General features: G+C 51.5%; 9 protein-coding genes. 3 read left to right on the forward strand and 6 right to left on the reverse strand.

Annotated features, from left to right (window positions below; all coding sequences use genetic code 11):
* Positions 1–226: 226 nt before the first annotated feature.
* The 4 genes from VN577_07850 to VN577_07865 all read right to left on the reverse strand — a co-directional run bounded on the left by VN577_07850 (position 227) and on the right by VN577_07865 (position 7390).
* A complete protein-coding gene (locus VN577_07850) occupies positions 227–898 on the reverse strand; it encodes a hypothetical protein (GenBank protein ID HWR14727.1) in 672 nt (223 codons plus the stop codon).
* 4 nt (positions 899–902) lie between these two features.
* Complete coding sequence (locus tag VN577_07855; protein HWR14728.1) at positions 903–1586, reverse strand: hypothetical protein; 684 nt, start codon at positions 1584–1586, stop codon at positions 903–905.
* Between the two features lie 958 nt (positions 1587–2544).
* A complete protein-coding gene (locus VN577_07860) occupies positions 2545–6123 on the reverse strand; it encodes a hypothetical protein (GenBank protein HWR14729.1) in 3579 nt (1192 codons plus the stop codon).
* Positions 6124–6253: 130 nt separating this feature from the next.
* The gene (locus tag VN577_07865; protein HWR14730.1) at positions 6254–7390 is read right to left on the reverse strand and encodes a hypothetical protein; all 1137 of its coding nucleotides are present in this window, start codon (positions 7388–7390) and stop codon (positions 6254–6256) included.
* Between the two features lie 233 nt (positions 7391–7623).
* Between VN577_07865 and VN577_07870 the strand changes: the two genes are divergently transcribed.
* The 3 genes from VN577_07870 to VN577_07880 are packed head-to-tail and all read left to right on the forward strand — an operon-like array spanning position 7624 to position 11893.
* Positions 7624–7866: a hypothetical protein gene (locus VN577_07870; protein ID HWR14731.1), complete on the forward strand. Its 243-nt coding sequence runs from the start codon at positions 7624–7626 to the stop codon at positions 7864–7866.
* 18 nt (positions 7867–7884) lie between these two features.
* Positions 7885–9006, forward strand: a complete 1122-nt coding sequence (locus tag VN577_07875) for a DNA cytosine methyltransferase (protein ID HWR14732.1) — start codon at positions 7885–7887, stop codon at positions 9004–9006.
* Positions 8951–11893, forward strand: coding sequence for an ATP-dependent DNA helicase (locus VN577_07880; GenBank protein ID HWR14733.1), 2943 nt, complete (start codon positions 8951–8953; stop codon positions 11891–11893). Before VN577_07875 ends, VN577_07880 begins: the two co-directional genes overlap by 56 nt.
* A gap of 429 nt (positions 11894–12322) precedes the next feature.
* Here the strand turns inward: VN577_07880 and VN577_07885 are convergent, their stop codons facing one another.
* Together VN577_07885 and VN577_07890 are read right to left on the reverse strand one after the other, a co-directional pair.
* A complete protein-coding gene (locus tag VN577_07885; protein ID HWR14734.1) occupies positions 12323–15535 on the reverse strand; it encodes a DEAD/DEAH box helicase family protein in 3213 nt (1070 codons plus the stop codon).
* A 20-nt stretch (positions 15536–15555) separates the two neighbouring features.
* The gene (locus VN577_07890) at positions 15556–17874 is read right to left on the reverse strand and encodes a site-specific DNA-methyltransferase (GenBank protein ID HWR14735.1); all 2319 of its coding nucleotides are present in this window, start codon (positions 17872–17874) and stop codon (positions 15556–15558) included.
* Positions 17875–18298: the final 424 nt, after the last annotated feature.

The following is an 18298-nucleotide window of genomic DNA, read 5'->3' on the forward strand; positions in this document are numbered from 1 at the left end:
TGGTCGGCCTTAGAGGACGATTTTAGAACCCTGATGTTTGCCGAAAATTCTCGAACTTGGTTTTCAGCGAGTTACGCGGGATTTTGAAGAATGGTCGGGGAGAGAGGATTTGAACCTCCGACCCCCTGGTCCCGAAACAAAAATGAAAACGATACAACCTATCGTCAATTCGCGGGCAGTAAAAGGTCTTCCAAGAAACATGCAGATAGCTCCGCACGGCTTCCACTTATTCCCGCAGAAGTGCTGCCCAGTCTCCGAAATCTTTCCCTGAGAGACCGGTGAAGAAATAGCTGACCTGCGACCGGAGGATGTTACAGATTTCCGTCGTCAAAGCAAACTTCGTAGGCTCAAGCTGGTTCTCGGCGATTGACTGCACTTCGTCCAGACGCGCGATACTGTCAACGGTCAGAGGGCCACCTTTCGGGAGAAACAGAAATTGTCGGTACTCCAGCCTCCGAACGCGGTCTATGAATTCAAGGTCGAATTTGCTGTTTCCCGCATCATCCTCAGCGCTGTATACAAGCACAACAGGGCAGAGGTGTCGTACGACTTTTCCAGCATATCCAGCCTTTTTGACTTTGGTGAGTTCCGGGTCGGGCGGCTGGATGAGGATGACAGGCCGCGGTTTCGCTTTCAAAGCGATAAACTCCTCATTTGTCTTCAGCGGAGGATTTGAGTAAGGAAGAGCACGACGGAAGGCGTCCTGGCCTGCGCCTGTAATATTGAAGTTAGTGGCAATTCCAAGTTTCACATCAACGCTGCTCGGACGCCAAATGTCAAGCTTTTGGTGCGGATAGTACGCAGGCGCGCGGAAAAACTGGCCGAAAGCCCGACTGGCGAGGTCGACTGTTGCGGAGGTGTAGAACTGCTCGAAAATCTCATCTAAGAACGCCGCCAATCGTTCATTCCTCTTTGTCGAATTCGGCTAATGCGCGGAAGTATTTTTCGTCGAAAGGTGCAGACTGATGTTCAATCGACCGCCAGCTCTCCTGCCCAGATGCTTCTTCAAATGTCTGAGAGAATCTTCGGCGCACTGCTTTCAATTGCGAACTATCCGCACCGCTTTTCGTGCGGCGGTACAGTCGAGGAGGTTCTTTGGAAACCTTAGTGAAATCCAGCCGCTGCATCTTGACAGCATCCTGCATTGGCTCTGTTTCGAAATAGACGTAATCCAGTAGGCGTGGGACTCCTCTGTCCGCCCAAGTATCGACATGCCGTCGAGTTCGGAAGAAAACGTCCGTCGACTTGATTACGCTTTCCAGAGGGACTTTTTCCTTGGCGATTATCCTCTCGCCTTCGACGCCACTCCCCGCCCAAGGCTCCAGTGTAAGTACGCCCTCGGCTTCCAACTGCTTCAGCAATTCGTCGTACTCGGCTGTCCAAGGACCGTAGAGAAAGTAAATCCAATCAAAACCCGTGAACGTTTCGCCCGTAGTTCTGAAGAATTCAATGTCCGCAAGATAAACGAGCTTCAGCAGCTTGGTTTTGTTCGCGGTTCCGTCCATCTCCTGAATGCGCGTCAGGACGGCCAACACCAAATCTCTCGCTTCCGGCTTCATCGGATTGTGGGCAGTACGTAACACCATATAGACGCGCGTATCCTGTTATTTGCTGCAAGTTGTTGAATCGAACGCTCCCTCGGTCGTCCGGTGAAGATTGCATCCGGCGGAGACGTGCTTATGGATACTACGTGACTGCTGCCTCCAAAGCAGTGATTTTCGCCCGGAAATCGTTCAGCAATCCATCCTTCTCGTTGAAATAGGTCCGAGAAGTAAGCAAGTCGATGTCGTCTGCCCCAGCTTGGTCATTTGCATCAAGGCGTAGCATCTCCTCAATTAGGCTTTCCACTTCACGCCTTACCGGCTCCGAATGCCACTCGCGAATAGGTTCAAGTATTCTCTTCCGGCCATACCGAACTATGAACGCCTGCTCGCGAGGCGGTCTCGTCTTCATGTAGGTGACGAAACAGCACACACCGACTCTTGCGCATACATTTGCGAGGCGTCTCATTGTGCAGGCGAGCCGTGAAAATAGTTCCGTAAGTCCTGTGTGCCTAAACTCATGTGCGATAAGAAGTGACTCGTAGTTGTTTTCGTTCCTGAGTTCCTTCGCACTGCGGAGTACCGACGAAAGCTTGTCAAGTTTCAAACGTACATCCGGGACACCTACTCGCTCCCAGAAATGCTGAAGGGCTGCTGAATCGACTTCGGCTCCAGTTCTTTGGGCCTGAGGCACTGCATTCTGTCGAAGAAACTTCGCAAGCCAAGTCGTCGAAACGTGATTCGTTCCTTTCAAGGCAGTGTGGCAGTTGTGCGTGACTCGTCGGGAAATCGCCATAGGGGACGAATACTAATAGTCGCGCTGTATGTACGATGGAGTAGTACAGACTTGTCGCCGCCCAGTTCAAGCGGGCAGGGCTAGCTTTTACACCCTCCAACGTGTCCGCTCCAGCGGCGTAGTCTAGGAGTGAAGACGCTAGTTCACAGAACGCTACGTAAAGCCGCTGTTCTGCTCGTGTTCTCCAGTGCGACTCTGGGGGGATCATCAATCCTTCCTCCTACGCGGCTCCGTGTTGTCTTCCGAGGAGCGGCTCCCCAACAATTCAAAACAGCGTGTCTCGCAGGTTCCTCTTGTGAAGCGATCCATGTCATACGCTTTTGGTGATACGTACCACGCCGCGGCCACTCGTGCGACTCCGGCCAAAGCTCCAAAAGCGATAGAGTGCATTTTTGAGCCTGTAAGTCCAATCTCGATATTGGCACCACTGCCGAAGTACAGTTCGTTATAGACTTCCTCAGCCTTTCGAAGCGCACCCGGTAGATCATTGGTATCGACATCAATCAATGCCACGTTGGAATCGGCTGCACTAGCTGACAACTGAGCGGCGACTCGGGCGACTCGCCTGCGTATGGATGTCGGCGGAGGAGCAAAAATTCGTGCCGCGTCATAAGTTCGCGCGTCCAAAAGGTGCAACAAGCGATCATTCTTGGGTGATGCGGATGCCATCAGCGCCCTCCAGCGCTCAGGCTCGGCCATCTCCTGATGAACTTCGGTAAGGTTATATGGAGCCTGCTCTCCCATGAAGACATCCCCCAAGCGGCTCAAAATGTCGTTATCTTGGGAATCGATTGAAATGCCCCGTCCCTCAAGATCTTCGTCGCGCGGGAAGTATTCTTCCGCAAGCGTATGCACCACAAGTAGTCGTCCAATCTGTCGAACACGGTCGCGGGCAGCTACGAACAGGAAGGGCTTGGAAAATCCCGAAGCGTCAAGAACCACTTCACCTGGGATATCGCTCAGCTCACGGCACAGGTCTTGATATGTGCCAACCCGTTTAGCGGGAATACGTAGTCGATTGACCTCATCGGCAATCTCACGCCCCTGATGGTCGTCGTATTGGACAAGAATGAGACGTCGCGGACGAACAACACTTAACAATCGTTTTGCAGATTCTACGGTGCGATCCTCGAACCCCAGAGCAATGACTGCAGCTTCCACATTACGATCAGCAAGTTGTTCTATATCAAGCGCTTCGGCATATAAACCCAGGGATGGATAAATGGGAGTACTTGTGCGCTCTGTACTAGATTCGGAAAACGTGAGTTGAACTGGTTTCGGCTGGGACGATTCTCCCGCATGTGGTTCGACTGAAGGCTGGCTATCGAGGTGCCGTGTTTGCACGTCTGCATCCTCCTGCCTTTCAGTATCTGCTGCGATGCTCTTGGATTCGCTCTCAACCAGAATGTCCTTTGCATCTGCGGGATTGGAAAGCCATTGCTTCAGATTCTCCCCTGACAATTCAAACCTGTCACGATCAGAAAGTCCCATGTAACTCGCCAGCCCAAGCATCTTTCGATATGACAGTTTGAACTGCAGAACTGGATCGTTGTCACGCGTCTTGGCCCGGGGCGCTCCCCCGTCGTAAACAAATACTCCGGCGTCTAGTAAATCGAGCAGCGTTGCGACGACGGAATCGAAATCTGGTCCTGCATCCACTCGTACATAGAGTTTCGTGTATTGTCGAAGCCGACGCTTACCCGTGGTGCCGTTCTTGGCTGAGCGAGTCAGTAGTTCTCCTGAAGCTTGAGCAAAGGACAACGCCAAGCTTTTCTTATGCTGATCTCTCCGATTCAGAAAATGCATTAGGCTGGCAGAGTGCTCTAGAAAACAATCACATTGCTTTTCCGGCGATACCGTCGGTTCACTCGGATTGGCCCGCATCAAGATTTTCTCGTACAACTTGACTACATCGCCGAGGTCACCGACACAAACCGCTTGCAAGGCCCGCAAACCACGATATACGCGTTTTCGGGCAGGCGAAGATGCTGATGAGGTAGCAATCTCGTCGGCGATTTGCTCCAAACTGATATCTCCCAGCAACTCAACAGGCTCGCGACGATATAGTTCGTCTTGAAATTGTTTCCCGCGTCTGCGGAGGATTTCGGAAACAAATTCCATCTTTTCCTTTGTAGATCCCTCTTGCAACAACCGATATACCTCATTGCCCAGGTCGAATTCATCAAAGTCGCGGTTTGGGTCCGCGGGCGCGGTGCCGCCAGGCGATAAAAGCATTCGCTGTAGCGCTTGGGCTTCCGTTGTAATACGAAACGCGCACTTAGGATGCTGAAACAATAGCTTCGAAATCACCTCCCTGACCATGTCGTAGTGCAAGTACCTCGTGGAAACGTCATCAAGAAGAAAAAGCACATATTTCCCGGCGAAGACAGGTGCGGCGCCTTGGAGGATCATTGCTAAATGCCCAAATGCCTCAGCAGGAGCCATTTTCAACTTGCAGCCTGCTTCTCCTTCAGCGAGCTGAAACTGCAAGTCCGTCAAGAATTGCTCAAATGACCGTTCGCCGGTGTCGAAACTCGCGCCAGAGGAAATCTCAAGCGGCTTGAGTGAATCGCGAAGCAGGACATCAATCGAAGCAACCACAGCAGAGGAATCCATCGATCTTAAGTGGCGCAACACACGGATCGCATCCCGAATGTAAGCAACGTAGAGCCGCTCGAACGGCAATGCAATACCCGTTTCATTGCCCTCTGGCCGACGGTAAGGATCAAGAAGTTTTTGACAAGACGCGTAAAGTCCTAAGAATTGATCGCGGTCTAGCTGACTCGATATCGCGCCACCACGCTTTTGTGCTTCTGCCGCCCGTGCGTGAAAATGTAAGGCCCTCAGCAGCATGGTCTTTCCGCAGCCCCGCATTCCAGTGATTACTTGGGGTCCTCGCGCGCTAGTGCGGGTCAACCACTTGTCTTGAGGATCGAACCACAGCTCGGGCACATGCCACGATTCAAGCGCTTGAGCGTTATACGCATCACCAAAGCGGTGTAGTGAAAGTGGCTGACGCCAAGGTTCGTCGATAGAACTGAGAGCGCTGCGAAGCGCTGCAGAGGCATCATCAACCGTCATTACTCGTTGTGCCCCGGTTTCGGGCGCGAGATGTTCAGCCAGTCCCCTGAGCGTTCCTGCAATTCTGTAGTCGAGATCCGAGCTTCTACGATTCTGAACAGAAGTGGCGAGATGAGAGATGTGTCGAGCTATCTGGTGTTGATCTCCCAGAACGCGACCTCCGTGATCGCCACTTCGATCCGCATCTAGGACGGACCCCAGGTCGATAGCAACCGCCCGAACGCCGGGATCAATAACACCTGACCTGAAGCTCGTGGGCGGTACGCGCTGCACGATGATATTGCCGCCGTGAAGATCATTGTGAAAGCGCTCGCGATGGGCAAATAAGTGAAATATTTCGAACAGGTCGGCAGCGATCTGTGCTGCTGTTCGTGGGGTCAGCTGGTTTCGATCGGGGTCCGTGAGCACTTGCTCCAGAGTCGGCCCTGGAATGTTTTCTAAAACCGCGACAAAACATTCGATCGGCGAACTGCTGATTGTGACAGTTGCCCTGAATTGATCCGTAATATTAGCGACAAAAGGAGTACCCTCCGCAATTTTGGCGTGTTCCTGGCATTCTTTTGACCAGTCTTTCTTGAAGTACTCATAAATGGAAACGGGAACGATTTTCAACACGACTGTTCGCCCCAAAGACTCCTGTCGTGCTCGATAGACGGCGCTGTAGAAGCCACGTGAAATCGCTTCCTCAATAACGAAAGATGCCACGCGGCTAGGAGGCTGCTGCAAAGGGACCTCAAAAGCTCGCCCGCACGTTGCGCACTTCTCGCCAGGTTCTCTATTTGTAAAGTCGGAAGCAGGACACCAAAAACAACACAAGCTCGGCAAAGAAGACCTCCTATTGGATCAGTTCTGTGCTGCGCCTTCTGATCGGTTCTTTCGAGTGGAAGAAGACGTTCCTTAGCTCGTCGGCGAGAGACCCAAGTGCTTCCGTTGCGCGAATCTCCGCGATTGCATCTCCCGCCCTCATCTTCTGGCCATAAGGAATGAGCAGCGTGATTCCACATGGATCTGAGAATGCTTCCTTCGTCGGTTGCCCGAGCTGTTGCCTCGATGACAGTATTCGCCTGATTGAATTGAGATCGACGCCGACGAAACCGTCAGATTCTGCTCTGATCACAGCTCGCGGTTCCGAACCAAGTTGCAACAGTTTGCGCTGGAAATCCTCCCAGGAAGCCCCCTGCTGCTCCAGATGATTCTGAAATTTCGCGGCCAAAACTGCTGGCGGAGCCCCCAGTGGAGAATCAAGGCAAGACCGCGCCATCTGCCTGCAAAGCTCGGCATGGTGCTTCAGATCATCAGGAGCATTCCCGCTGAAGACGCTATTCAACGCGACAAGGGCTTCTCCACGCCCAATAAAACCCTGATACGGCATACTGCCATCAGTCAAGAACGCGGTCGCGCGAATTCCAAGTCGAGCAGCCACTCGTACAAACCGTCGTGCATTTTCACGTGCCTGCTCCCACCCGCCGAAATTCGTGAATGAGGCGACTCTGACGTCCAAACACACACGATTAACTCCGACTGCGATCTTTTTCGAGAGCAGGCTTGCTACGGCGAGGCTCGGCACGTCTTGAGCCCCGACCTTTTGCCGGTATGAGAACAGCATGGCATCCAATGGGGCAAAACGCGCACCAGCCAAGAAATGCGCATAACCGCATTTATTCAGACAGCGGCGTACCTCCGTCGCGTTGAGACTTACTCTAAAGCCGGGAATGCAGGCCAAAACATCGACACCGCCCGCCGGTCTACCTGGCACCCCCAATTTGGGAACCATCGCACCGCCCGCAGCCAGTTCGAGCGGTGATAGCAGTGTCGATAAACTTGATGGGCCACCAGTCGATGGGACATCCGCAACAACTGCTTGCGGCGTGTGTTCCATTACCTCGCCGTTTGTTCCAATACCATTTGCAAGATAAGCAATGTCCTCATCCGATACCGTGTCTGCCCTAAAACAAGAAATCAGCGCATCCATCGTCGTCGGGTTCGGGTTCTCAAGAAAGTCATCGATCAGTCGCTTGGTCATTTCATTGTGGATCTTCGAGTGCCTCCGAGCATTTTACTTCCTTCAGCTCAGCCCAAATACGAGAGCTCGGCTCACGATAGCCGAAAGTCGTTGATTCTGAAAGGGTTTGCGTTTCATCAACAGAGCACTTTTTGTGTAGTAGTAGAAGAAATATGAATAGTAAAATGTTATAACTTCCGCATATGTCTGCAAAGTTCACGCTTCGAGGACACACCTACGAAAAGGACAAAACCGACGTGGTGAAGGCGGCAAAAGGTCTCACACCGGGACGAATTCAGAAATATTCGACCATGGTCAATGGAGTTCAGTTCCCAATCCGACAGCTTGTTGCAGCTCTCACGGGGGTGCCAGCAATTGAGATTACCTCTCAAGATGCATATCGAGTCCTGCAGAAGCTGGGCTTGGAGATTCGAATTGACGAATAAGAGTGCATCGAGGTATCTGTGGGACAGCTACATCGCGGAAACTCAATAGGGACGATCTCACGACCGCGCAGTCGCACCGCGATAGATCTCTTCGCTGGCAGCGGTGGGCTGACCGAGGGGCTGAAGACGGCTGGCTTTACGGTTATCGCTGCTGTCGAGATTGATCCTCTTGCCGTAAAAACATATTCCAAGAACCATCCAGAAGTCGTTGTCTTCGAGACGGACATCCGCAAGCTAAAGTGCCGGACTATGATGCGGAAGGTTCGGAAGAAAAAAGGCGAGATCGATCTGTTAGCGGGATGCCCGCCGTGCCAGGGGTTCTCGACTCTGAAAACGCTCAACGGCTCTGCTCAAGTTGAAGACAAGCGGAATGATCTCGTTTTTGAATACCTGCGCTTCGTGCGGGAGATCCGTCCCAAGGCCATTATGCTTGAAAATGTTCCGGGGCTTGCTTCCGACAAGCGCATGGAAAAGCTCAGTAAAGCCCTTGAGGAGCTTGGGTACGAGTGCCAATTCGAGGTCTTGGATGCTCAAGAATTTGGAGTTCCGCAGCGTCGTCGGCGATTGATCTTGGTTGGGAGCCTTTACGGTAAAGTGGGGTTCGGCAGGCGCACCATCAAACCCAAGACGGTCTGGCAGGCTCTGCGCGGGCTGAGTAGCAGAAAGCGAACGGACCCGTTACATGATGTCAGACCTTCAAAGCGATCAGATCGAATAACTGAGCTCATTGCGCTTATTCCGAAAAACGGGGGTAGTCGTTCCAGCCTTCCGAGACGCATGAAGTTGCGCTGTCATCGTCGGTCCACGGGATTTAAGGATGTTTACGGTCGAATGGCTTGGAAGAAGGTAGCCCCGACGATCACGACCGGTTGTGTGAATCCGTCAAAAGGTCGGTTTTTGCATCCTGTAGCTAATCGTGCGATCACGCTACGAGAGGCTGCGGTCCTTCAATCATTTCCCAGGAGCTACTTTTTCTCGCTTGAAAAAGGTAAGTTTGCAGTGGCTGCTCTCATCGGGAACGCACTTCCACCTGAGTTTATTCGCCGCCATGCAAGAAAAATTTACAGATTCTTAGAGAAGTCGGATGCCCAACATAGAAGAAGTCCTCGCGCAAAATCTCACGCGCCCAAATCAGTATGACGCGGCACTGGACGACACCCCTGAAATATTGGCCCTAGCGTGTGCTGGCTCAGGCAAATCCCGGACTCTCGCCTATCGGATTGCAAGGCTAATCGCGCAGGGCATCGACCCAAAGGGGATCGTCGCATTTACGTTCACTGAAAAGGCTGCCGAGTCGATCAAGCTGCGAGTTGCGTCGGCATTAAAGGCCGTCGGCATTCCCGACACAATGCTCGGTGCGATGTATATCGGAACAATTCACAGTTACTGCCAGAATCTGCTTGGCGCAATGGACGCACGTTATCGTCAGTTCGATGTACTGGACGAAAACCGGCTCAAACTCTACTTGATCTCACGTTATCCCCAGCTTGGGCTTCATCACTTGCGAAACCGCAATGGCCGGCAGGTCGGGTATTTTGAGGTAATTCGGCAAGTCTCTGATGCTTGGAAGGTGCTGAACGATGAAATGCTTGATATTGCCAGTGTCGGTCAGCATGATGCTGCACTCGGAGACGTATTGCAATGTCTCCGTACACGTCTTAACCAAGATCAGTACATCGACTTTTCGATGATGATTCGCCTCGCAGTCGAGGCGCTACTGGCCGGAACCCCGCAAGCTAGACACGCGGTAGGAGAACTTCGGCATCTCATCGTCGATGAGTACCAGGATGTAAACCCTGCACAGGAAGTGCTGATATCCCAGTTGCATTCGCTTGGTGCGACGCTATTCGTTGTGGGAGACGATGACCAAGCCATCTATTCTTGGCGAGGTGCGGATGTTTCAAACATTCTCGATTTCCAACAGCGATTTCCGAATGCCGCCCGCCACAATCTTCCAAAGAACTTCAGAAGCACACCCGCGATTGTCGGCGCAGCAGACGCGTTCATTGCAGCCGAGCTTGGCGCACGACGACTTACGAAGAATCCCCAAGCTGATGTACCTAACGGTCCCGAGGACTTCCGGAAGCTGTGGTTTCAGAGTCGGGCTGACGAAGCAAGTTGGGTCGCGGATCGAATTTTGGCGTTACTGGGTACTCGGTACCAAGAGAAAGACGGCACCATCCGCGGCCTGACTCCAGCCGATTTCGCAATTCTGATGCGCTCGACGCGTCAACCGGAGGGGGATGGCTCTCCCCGGCATCTCGCGTTTACGCAAGCACTTTCAGCGCGCAAGATTGACTACAGTCTCGAAGCTGGAGGCGGAATCTTCGACCGTCCCCAGGTCAGAGTTCTGCGGGATATCTTTGGACTGCTGCGCAACGACAATCCCGCGCGCGATATACTTCAGAACCTTTTTGAGTCTGCAATCGAGCCAGTCTATCCCGATGCAAATTTTTCGCGATTCGCGAATGTGATGGCAGACTGGGGCCGAAGAATTCATCCGCCAGCCGGTGTTCGGCAACGGCTCTTCCCTCAACAGCTCGTTCACGATCTTCTCGAAGCACTTGGAATTCAGAGCTCGAACTTCGATTCTGGCACGATGCAAGATCTTGGGGTTTTCAGCCGAATGCTTCAAGACGTCGAGACGGTATATCTCAGTATTGATTCTCCAAGGCGATTTGGAGAGATACTCAATTTTCTGGAGCATGTGGCAGAGACAGGTTACGACACATCAACGCATGATGTGCTTCTGCGACCCGATGCCGTCACGGTTTCCACGGTTCATAAGGTAAAAGGACTCGAATTCCCTGTAGTTTTCGTCGTTGATGTGGAGTCCCAGCGTTTCCCGAAGAATCGCAGTGCATACGACGGCTGGTTACCCCAGGCTGTAATCGGTTCGTCGCTGAATCGTGGCGCATACCAATCGACACCACAAGAGGAAGCACGTCTTTTCTACACGGCAATCACGAGAGCGGAACGCTTCCTCTATGTAACGGGCAGCGCTAATCTGCCCGGCGCACGAAGGGTAAAGAGTCGATCATCGTACTTCCTGAGACTGGCTCACCAACAACTTTTGGAAATCCCGAACGGGTTACCGGCCGGACTGCAACCGCATGCGCAGCGCCGTCGAATTGATGAAACGGTGATGCCGACCAGTTTTTCGGAGGCCCGCTATTTCTTGCGATGCCCGAAGGATTTTCAATTCAGAAAGAGCTTCGGTTTTAGCCCAGCAATTAGTGAAATGTTCGGTTTTGGGAAGACGGTTCACACGGCCGTCGAAAAATTGCATGAGCTATTTCCCACAACCGTTCCTACAAGCGATCAAGCAGGCCAGATTGCTGAGCAGACATTCCACCTTAAGCACGTCGCACCCAGTCAAGATCCGATAAACCGACCAGGCGGCTACGAGCGAGCCAAGGCCAAAGCCGTTTCAATCCTGAGGGAATACACAAACCAATTTGCGGAAGACTTTATCCAGGAGAGAGCCGTAGAGGTGCGCTTCGAGATACCCCTGACACATGCGGTCTTAATGGGTGCTATCGATCTGCTCCTGAAAGTGGACGAAAACAATCAGATTCTGGACGCGACCGTCATCGACTTCAAAGCGATAGAAGGCGGACCTGATCCGACAAACAACCCTGATCTTGACTGGACGATGTTGGCGCTACAAGTCCAGTTATATGCCCACGCCGCCCGCGAGGTGCTGACTCAGGCGGCGAGAACTGGATCAGTGCACCTCTTGAAGGACAATCAGCGCCTCGAAGTCCCGATTACCGATCAGTCGATTGCGGCCGCGATTGCCAATGTTGAATGGGCGGTTGATCGGATACTCCTAGGTGAGTTTCCGATGCGACCTCATCCAGACAAATGCGCCACCTGTGACTTCAGGTCGCTTTGTCCCAAAACTCCGCAGAATTTCCAAACCGCAGCGCCACCCGAGATTCACGTGCCCGGTGGCCTGAAATTTGCACCAGCCATTAGCGACTTTGTGGCAGCCGCAAACGCCGTGGGAGTACAGCAACCTTGACGGACAATCTCACAATAGCGCAGCGCAGTTACTGCATGTCGCGAGTCCGGAACAAGCAGACCGGACTTGAGCGGCTCATTGAAAAGGTTTTACGGGACAAAGGGATCAAGTTTGACCGAAATCATCGAGAACTACCGGGCAGTCCGGATTTTGTTATTGCAAACTTGAAAACGGCTGTGTTTGTCGATGGTGATTTTTGGCATGGGTACAGGTTTCCGTGCTGGGCGAATTCACTGTCGCCTTTTTGGAAAGAGAAAATTCAGAAAAATCGAACGAGAGATCGCCGGAGTCATGCGAGGCTGCGGCGAATGGGATGGCGCGTCGTGCGCCTCTGGCAACATCAAATCAAACACGATCTCGATCAGTGCGCCAAAAGAATTCTCAATGAGAAATGAAGAGAGATTCTAAGCAGTGCAACGAGCCGCAAACTTAGATGATATCGGAAGCGTTGTCATTAAGAATTCGTGAAAAGAGCTGCTGCAAGTAGACTGCTCCGCCGTCCTCCAGAAACAACACATTTCGATCTTGCACATTTTGCTTTGTGACGCCACCGTTGATCCACGTGATCTGGTTGAAAGGGGTACGCGATAAGATGAAGGAATTCAAGACGATTTTGGGATCGTTCAATGCCTTTTGCTTTTCCTTGATTAGCCGGTAGAGCTGCAATTTTGGGGAGTCTAGTCCGAACTCGTGAATAATCCCTTTGGGATCGACGAACGTGATGTACTGGTTTTCGTCGCTGAGTACCCAAACTATGAAATCAGGATAGAAATTGCCAGCCTCAAAAAAGCCGATTCCCCGGCCACGAGAACGGTTTCGGAGAAGATACAACTCCTTTCCCGCAAAAAGGCGGGCCTTTTCAGCCTGATAAAAATCGCGCAGTTCTTCTACGAATTGACGTTCGCCGTCGTTTAACGCTACCGGTGTCACTTCGACGCCATCTGCGTAGATCAGCGGATGGTAGAGGTGCTGGCGGACGAACAACGGCTTCAACTCTGGCCCGAACCCGGCTAACACCACACCGCTGAAGTCGCCGCTCTTAATTGCTTCTCTCAAACGAAAGATCGTTGCTCGCAAGTCTTCCAATTGGTGTTGCAGACCGACATCGCCCTCGTCTAAACGCACAACATATTGATCGGCCTCGATAAAGTTTTCATCTTCGGGCGTCAATTCCACGTATTTAAGATGCGGCGCCTCGGCGGCAGACTTTTTGAGGTTGTAAAACCTCTCGCAGTACTTCTTGAGCAAGCCGACAGCGATCTGCTCCCAAATCCGAACTTGCCCGAAATCCCGAAATTGAAGAATCTCCGGGGGAATGAATAGCGTGTACCAAGTTTGATCGTTCAAAAGTTCCGCGATCTTCGGTTTCGGCAAGCTGAGATTATGCCAACCCTTATCGCTCTTGAACTGCTGAAGTTCGAAATAAATCGAATCCAAATTTACGAAAGCCAGATGAGCCGAAGTCAATTTTCCTTCGCTCTTTGTTGCTTTGCGGTCATCTGCGCGATCATCCGCAGCTCTCAGAGAAAAGACCCTCGGATACCAATCCAGCACAATTCGAGGAGCTTTGCCTCCTGGCCACCTATCCAGAGCCGGGTTTTCACCGTCTTTCTTAAAATCAAATCCAACTGATCGGAGTACACGCAAGCGCGAGGGCCAAGAATTCTTAACAATCGGTAACGATAGCTCAATTACCTCTGCTGGGACGCCTTCGGCGTCGAGAAACTCTCGAAAACGATCCATGTAGTCGGCCTTCAGGCCGAAGACATACAGCTTCTCCAATTCCGGAAGGTGTGTTGGGTGTTTTCCGGGTAGCGTTTTGCTTCGCTTCAACGAAAAGTCCCGTCCCCACAGTCGGACACCACGACCAAACAATTGAATAATCTGTGAGCCTTCAGACTTTCCGACGTTCATCAGACCAAGGGTCGTGACTCGAAAACTATTCCAGCCCTCACTGAACTTCTTGGCCCCAATCAAGAGATTAACTGAACTTTCCCGAGCATTGATGGTTTCGAATAACGACGTCGATAATTCCTGTTCCGTCGCGTTTATGGATTTTTGCGCGCGAGACTGATCGAACAAGTTCTTCGAATCCCCAATGTTCACCACACCGAAAGGGGCGTTCTCGCCGATTTGCAGAGCGAGTTCTCCGTCACTACGTTTTAGCCAATTGAGCCTTAGCGTGCCGGGGCTGTGCGTATTGAAAACAGTGTGCAGGATGTCCTCGAAGACCTGTTCCGCGGACATTCCCAGCGTCGCAAGATAACCGAAGCTCCTGCGAAAGAGAGCTTTCTGCTCGCGATCTACTATCGCAGCAGTTCCGCTGACGAGGGCCTCTAATCGTTGCAGCACTGCTGGGTGATCTTCTGCGCTTAAAAAGCGGCCTAGAAAAAGCAGAACGTCCATAACATCGGAGACTTCCTTTGCCGACGGCATCGCCGCAACGCGTGCAGCAACGAACACCCACAGTGGTTTTTCTATGTTGTACGGCATCACTTCAGGGCCGAAGTCTTGGAAGATCCGAAGTTGCTGATAAAAAGCCAGGAGACACGCGGTTAGATATATCTCGCGGTTTTCTGATATCCAGTCGTTTAGGTTGAGGATTTGGTATTGCTTGCCGTATCCGTCGCGGTAGAAGTACTTGTAGGAATAGTCGAAAAGGATTGATTTCGCATATTGATCGGGAAGGTCGCGATTGTTTGTGGCCCGCATAGCCTGACCAAAGGTGGCGGAGTACTCAAACGAAAACCCTTGAGCACACAGCTTGGCGCGGTATTCCATCCACGCGCTCTCCTCTCCTGAGGACCCGCGGTGGCCTTCATCGACCAGTACCAAATTATTGCCTTCAAATGCTTCGACATCGACTGTTTTCTGCCTTGACTCTTCCCTGAGCTTGTAGATGTCGATGATCTCTACACGATTCTCCTGAAAAAGCGTCGCGGCGTCCTTTTGGAAAATCTCACCGTGAAGGCCAGACTTCTCGAACTCGGTTTCGTGCTGTTCTGAAAGTCGTTCGTTCGGCGTCAGCAGAATGATTTTGTTTAGGTTGCGCTCTTGGCCATACTTTTTCGAATAATGCAGGTATTGTTTGACATTGACGTGCATCAGCAGCGTTTTGCCCGATCCAGTTGCAGACCACAGAGCGAGCTTTCGAAGCTCGTCAGTCTCATACGGGGAGAGTTGCTTCTTCAACCCGTTGTTGAAAGCTACCAGATGTTCGTTCAAATTCAGCCGCAGCGTTTCGATGTCATAAAAATAGCGATCAAGGTAGATCTCAGTAAATAACAAAGCCAAATACTGGAAGTATTTTGGCAGCGGACGTTTGCCGTTTTCCTGCCGGCGAGCTGTGATCTCGTTCCAGTGCCTAACAATGTTGGCGTCATATTCTGTCACGAGCTCCCTTGTGATTGACGGATGATTGCCCTTTCGGTTGCTGATCAGTGGGAGAAAAACTGTCTGACCTTCCTCCGTAAAGCCCTCGTACTCATCCCAGTGCCCATCGGCCGTCAAATCTCGCAGATCCTTTGCGCCGAAGAGTCCAAATAACCATCGGCACAATGCCAACCGCTGATCAAATCGGTCCTCATTACTATCGAGCTTGGAACTACTCACACGTTTTGGTTTTCGCGCGGTGCTTTTCAAGAGCCGTCCCTCATCCCCTTCTAAACGTCTCTTCCGTCGAACATCCTCTCTTGGAATTCCTTCTCGATCAGCCTCACCTCCCAGCGGTCTTGAGCGCTGCGAAGGTTTTCCAAGTGGTTGTCACCATTTACATAGATGATGTCGATCTTGGCCTTTCTGGTGTTGTAGGACTCCAAGAAGAAAGCATCGAGGTCTGCGATTGACTTTTCTTTTGTATTCCGCCAAATGACTAGGGCGGCTTTTCTTTCCGAGGTGTGCCCCTCTACGATTCTGAAGCCATTATGATGATCAACCCGAGTCACTCGCAAACCGATGAGATAGTTGAATGTCTCCACCAGATCAATGGTGACAGATCGTGTTTCTCCTACGGTGCCTGTTGCGATCTGCATTGAGCAATTGAATGGTTCTCCGAAGTGATCGACGCTTAATAGAGAGGCAGATGCTTCTGCCTCTACATTCAACATGTAGCGGAGCAGATAATCCTCGCGCATTGACTCATAGCTGTCGAGTAGGCTTTGCTGTGCGAACGTCCGCGGTCTAAGCCGAAGATTGTTAAGAGCATCTTCATAGGACTCCAGGCGTAGATATTTCACCATTGCGCTGCGTCCCTCTTTGTGATTCGGAATGCCATCGACCCATCTTTTTGAAAACATCAGTTTCTTCAATCGCGGAAGCATGATGTCATCAAAGTGAGCTCCCATGTCACTTGCCACAAACCGCAATGGTTTACGCAGCTCTTCCGCCGCCTCCCATGTCGCCTGAAACGTGGTGCCCGAACCGGCGAAAAAGTCCATTACGTAATCACCACCACTACAAGTCTGAAGGATGAATCTTTGGATCAGTGTGGAAGGCTTTGGATTGGGGAAGGCGTTTGCTCTTCCGAAGAGGTCAGCTACTTGTTTTTCGCCATCGGTGTAGTCGTGTATCACGGACTTCGCCACATTTGTTTCAACCTCGTGCAGAAAGCGTTTGTACCTCGGAACCTTGGTTTCGTCTTTCCCCCACACTATGCGATCTCGTTGCGCAAAGCGCTCAAAACTCTCGCGGCTTTCATCCGGCCATCGATATGGCATGCGCCACCCCGTCTTTGGATGAGGACATGGCTGTCCGGTGATGGGGTGCGGTGGCTTGTAAAAGCGAAAGTTATCGTCGTTTGGATCTCTAGTCGTCGGAGATTGTTTTGCTGCTGGCATTGAAGCGTCGGACTCGGTCCAAATGACGAGAGTTGCGTTCTTTGCTTTTGCTTCCGATTCAGGTACGAGCCGCCCATCAGGATCTCGATATTCTGCGAAGCTGTAACTGTAGATTCCACGCCAAGGGTCCTGCTTCTTGGTTTCGGAGTTGTATTGCAGACCCATACTGGCGAGTTCTTGCTTGTATTCTTCCAGGTGCTGCATCATTACCTTTTGAATCTCTTCTTGGACTTTTTCAATTGATGGGTATTCAGGGTTGAGCCGCGTCACTAAGTCCTGCAATTCAACAAACCCGGGTTTCGGCTCACGATACATACTGGGTTCCTGCATAGTGGCTGGTTTGTTCTTAGCAAAAACCTCAACGTATTCGTGATTTGTCGAGTATGTCGGCGATTGACTGTGAGTCGTGTTCTGCACCCAGATCAACTCTTCAACCCGATTATTGCCCCCGAATACCTCTGACAGAGCATGCTCCAAATTCGCGCGCTCGTTCTCATCAATGCTGGCAAATATGACTCCATTTTTCGCGAGGAGTGGATGGGACATCGCAAGCCGTTCACGGATCATCGTCAGCCAACTGGAGTGCTGGTAATTGTCTTTGTAATTGAAATCATCCCCTCCCCGGTTGTATGGCGGGTCGATATAGGTGCAGCGGATTCGGTCCTTGAACGCTTCTTGAATCAACCGCAGTGAATGGGCGTTATCGCCTTGGATTAGTAATCCGCTGATCGATTCATCGAAGTCCTGAACATTCGACAAAAGTGCATCGCGAAAGTTCTGATCGAAATGACAAGTATCGACTACTAGGCTCGGCAGCCTCTTCAAATCCTCAACGCGAATGTTTTGCGGATTAATCTCCACATCAAAAACATCTTTCGGCAGGTTTCCAATTCTCAGCAATTCACCCCACTCCTGCACCTGAGCGTTATTCTCAACGATCGCGGGATAAAGCTCAGGTGCGATGCGATCCACCGTGATGCAGTAATTGACCTCCGTTACGAACTTCTTCTTGAGCCAAAGCTTCTTCTGGAAATCTTCGAGCTGAGCTAGGAAATCAATGAGCTTGTGAGCAATCCCGCGAATCGCCTTGACCTTCGCGAGATACTGGTTTGCCTGGGGTGCCGTTGCAGAGTCGAGATCGTCCAAATGAACGATCTCGTTCTTGACGAAGAAGTCGAGCTCTCTCCGCAGGAACCCGCCTAGATCCTTATGAATGAAATAGTCGAATTTATTTCGTGCAGTGAATTGACCAAGATGCCACTCGAGAATTGTCTTCTCAGGGTTTCGCGATGCAGTCGCTAATCCAGTAATCCAGGGCAGAGTCTCCGCATTGGACATAACGGCCTGAATTGTCTGTGCGTTTCGCTGCTCTGCCGTAACTCGTTTCTTTGATTTGTCCTCCACCTCCCGGTCTGAAGGTTCTGCTGACTCAGTGGCTTTGTTGTTCTCCGACTTGTACTCAAAGCGAATTACAAGCTCTCCACCTACAACGATGATCGGATCGGATTCTGCCAAGACGAATCGCCGATCTTGAGTTTTGGAGGTCTGGTTGTTGCTCACGTCAATTTCA

The sequence above is a fragment of the Terriglobales bacterium genome (genome assembly GCA_035561515.1).
In the GTDB taxonomy this organism is placed as follows: domain Bacteria; phylum Acidobacteriota; class Terriglobia; order Terriglobales; family Acidobacteriaceae; genus DATMXP01.

Bases quoted from the DNA above. Each gene is read 5' to 3' on its own strand.
- VN577_07855 (HWR14728.1), bottom strand. From the start codon at position 1,586: ATGGTGTTACGTACTGCCCACAATCCGATGAAGCCGGAAGCGAGAGAT.
- VN577_07865 (HWR14730.1), bottom strand. From the start codon at position 7,390: ATGGATGCGCTGATTTCTTGTTTTAGGGCAGACACGGTATCGGATGAG.
- VN577_07870 (HWR14731.1), top strand. From the start codon at position 7,624: ATGTCTGCAAAGTTCACGCTTCGAGGACACACCTACGAAAAGGACAAA.
- VN577_07880 (HWR14733.1), top strand. From the start codon at position 8,951: ATGCCCAACATAGAAGAAGTCCTCGCGCAAAATCTCACGCGCCCAAAT.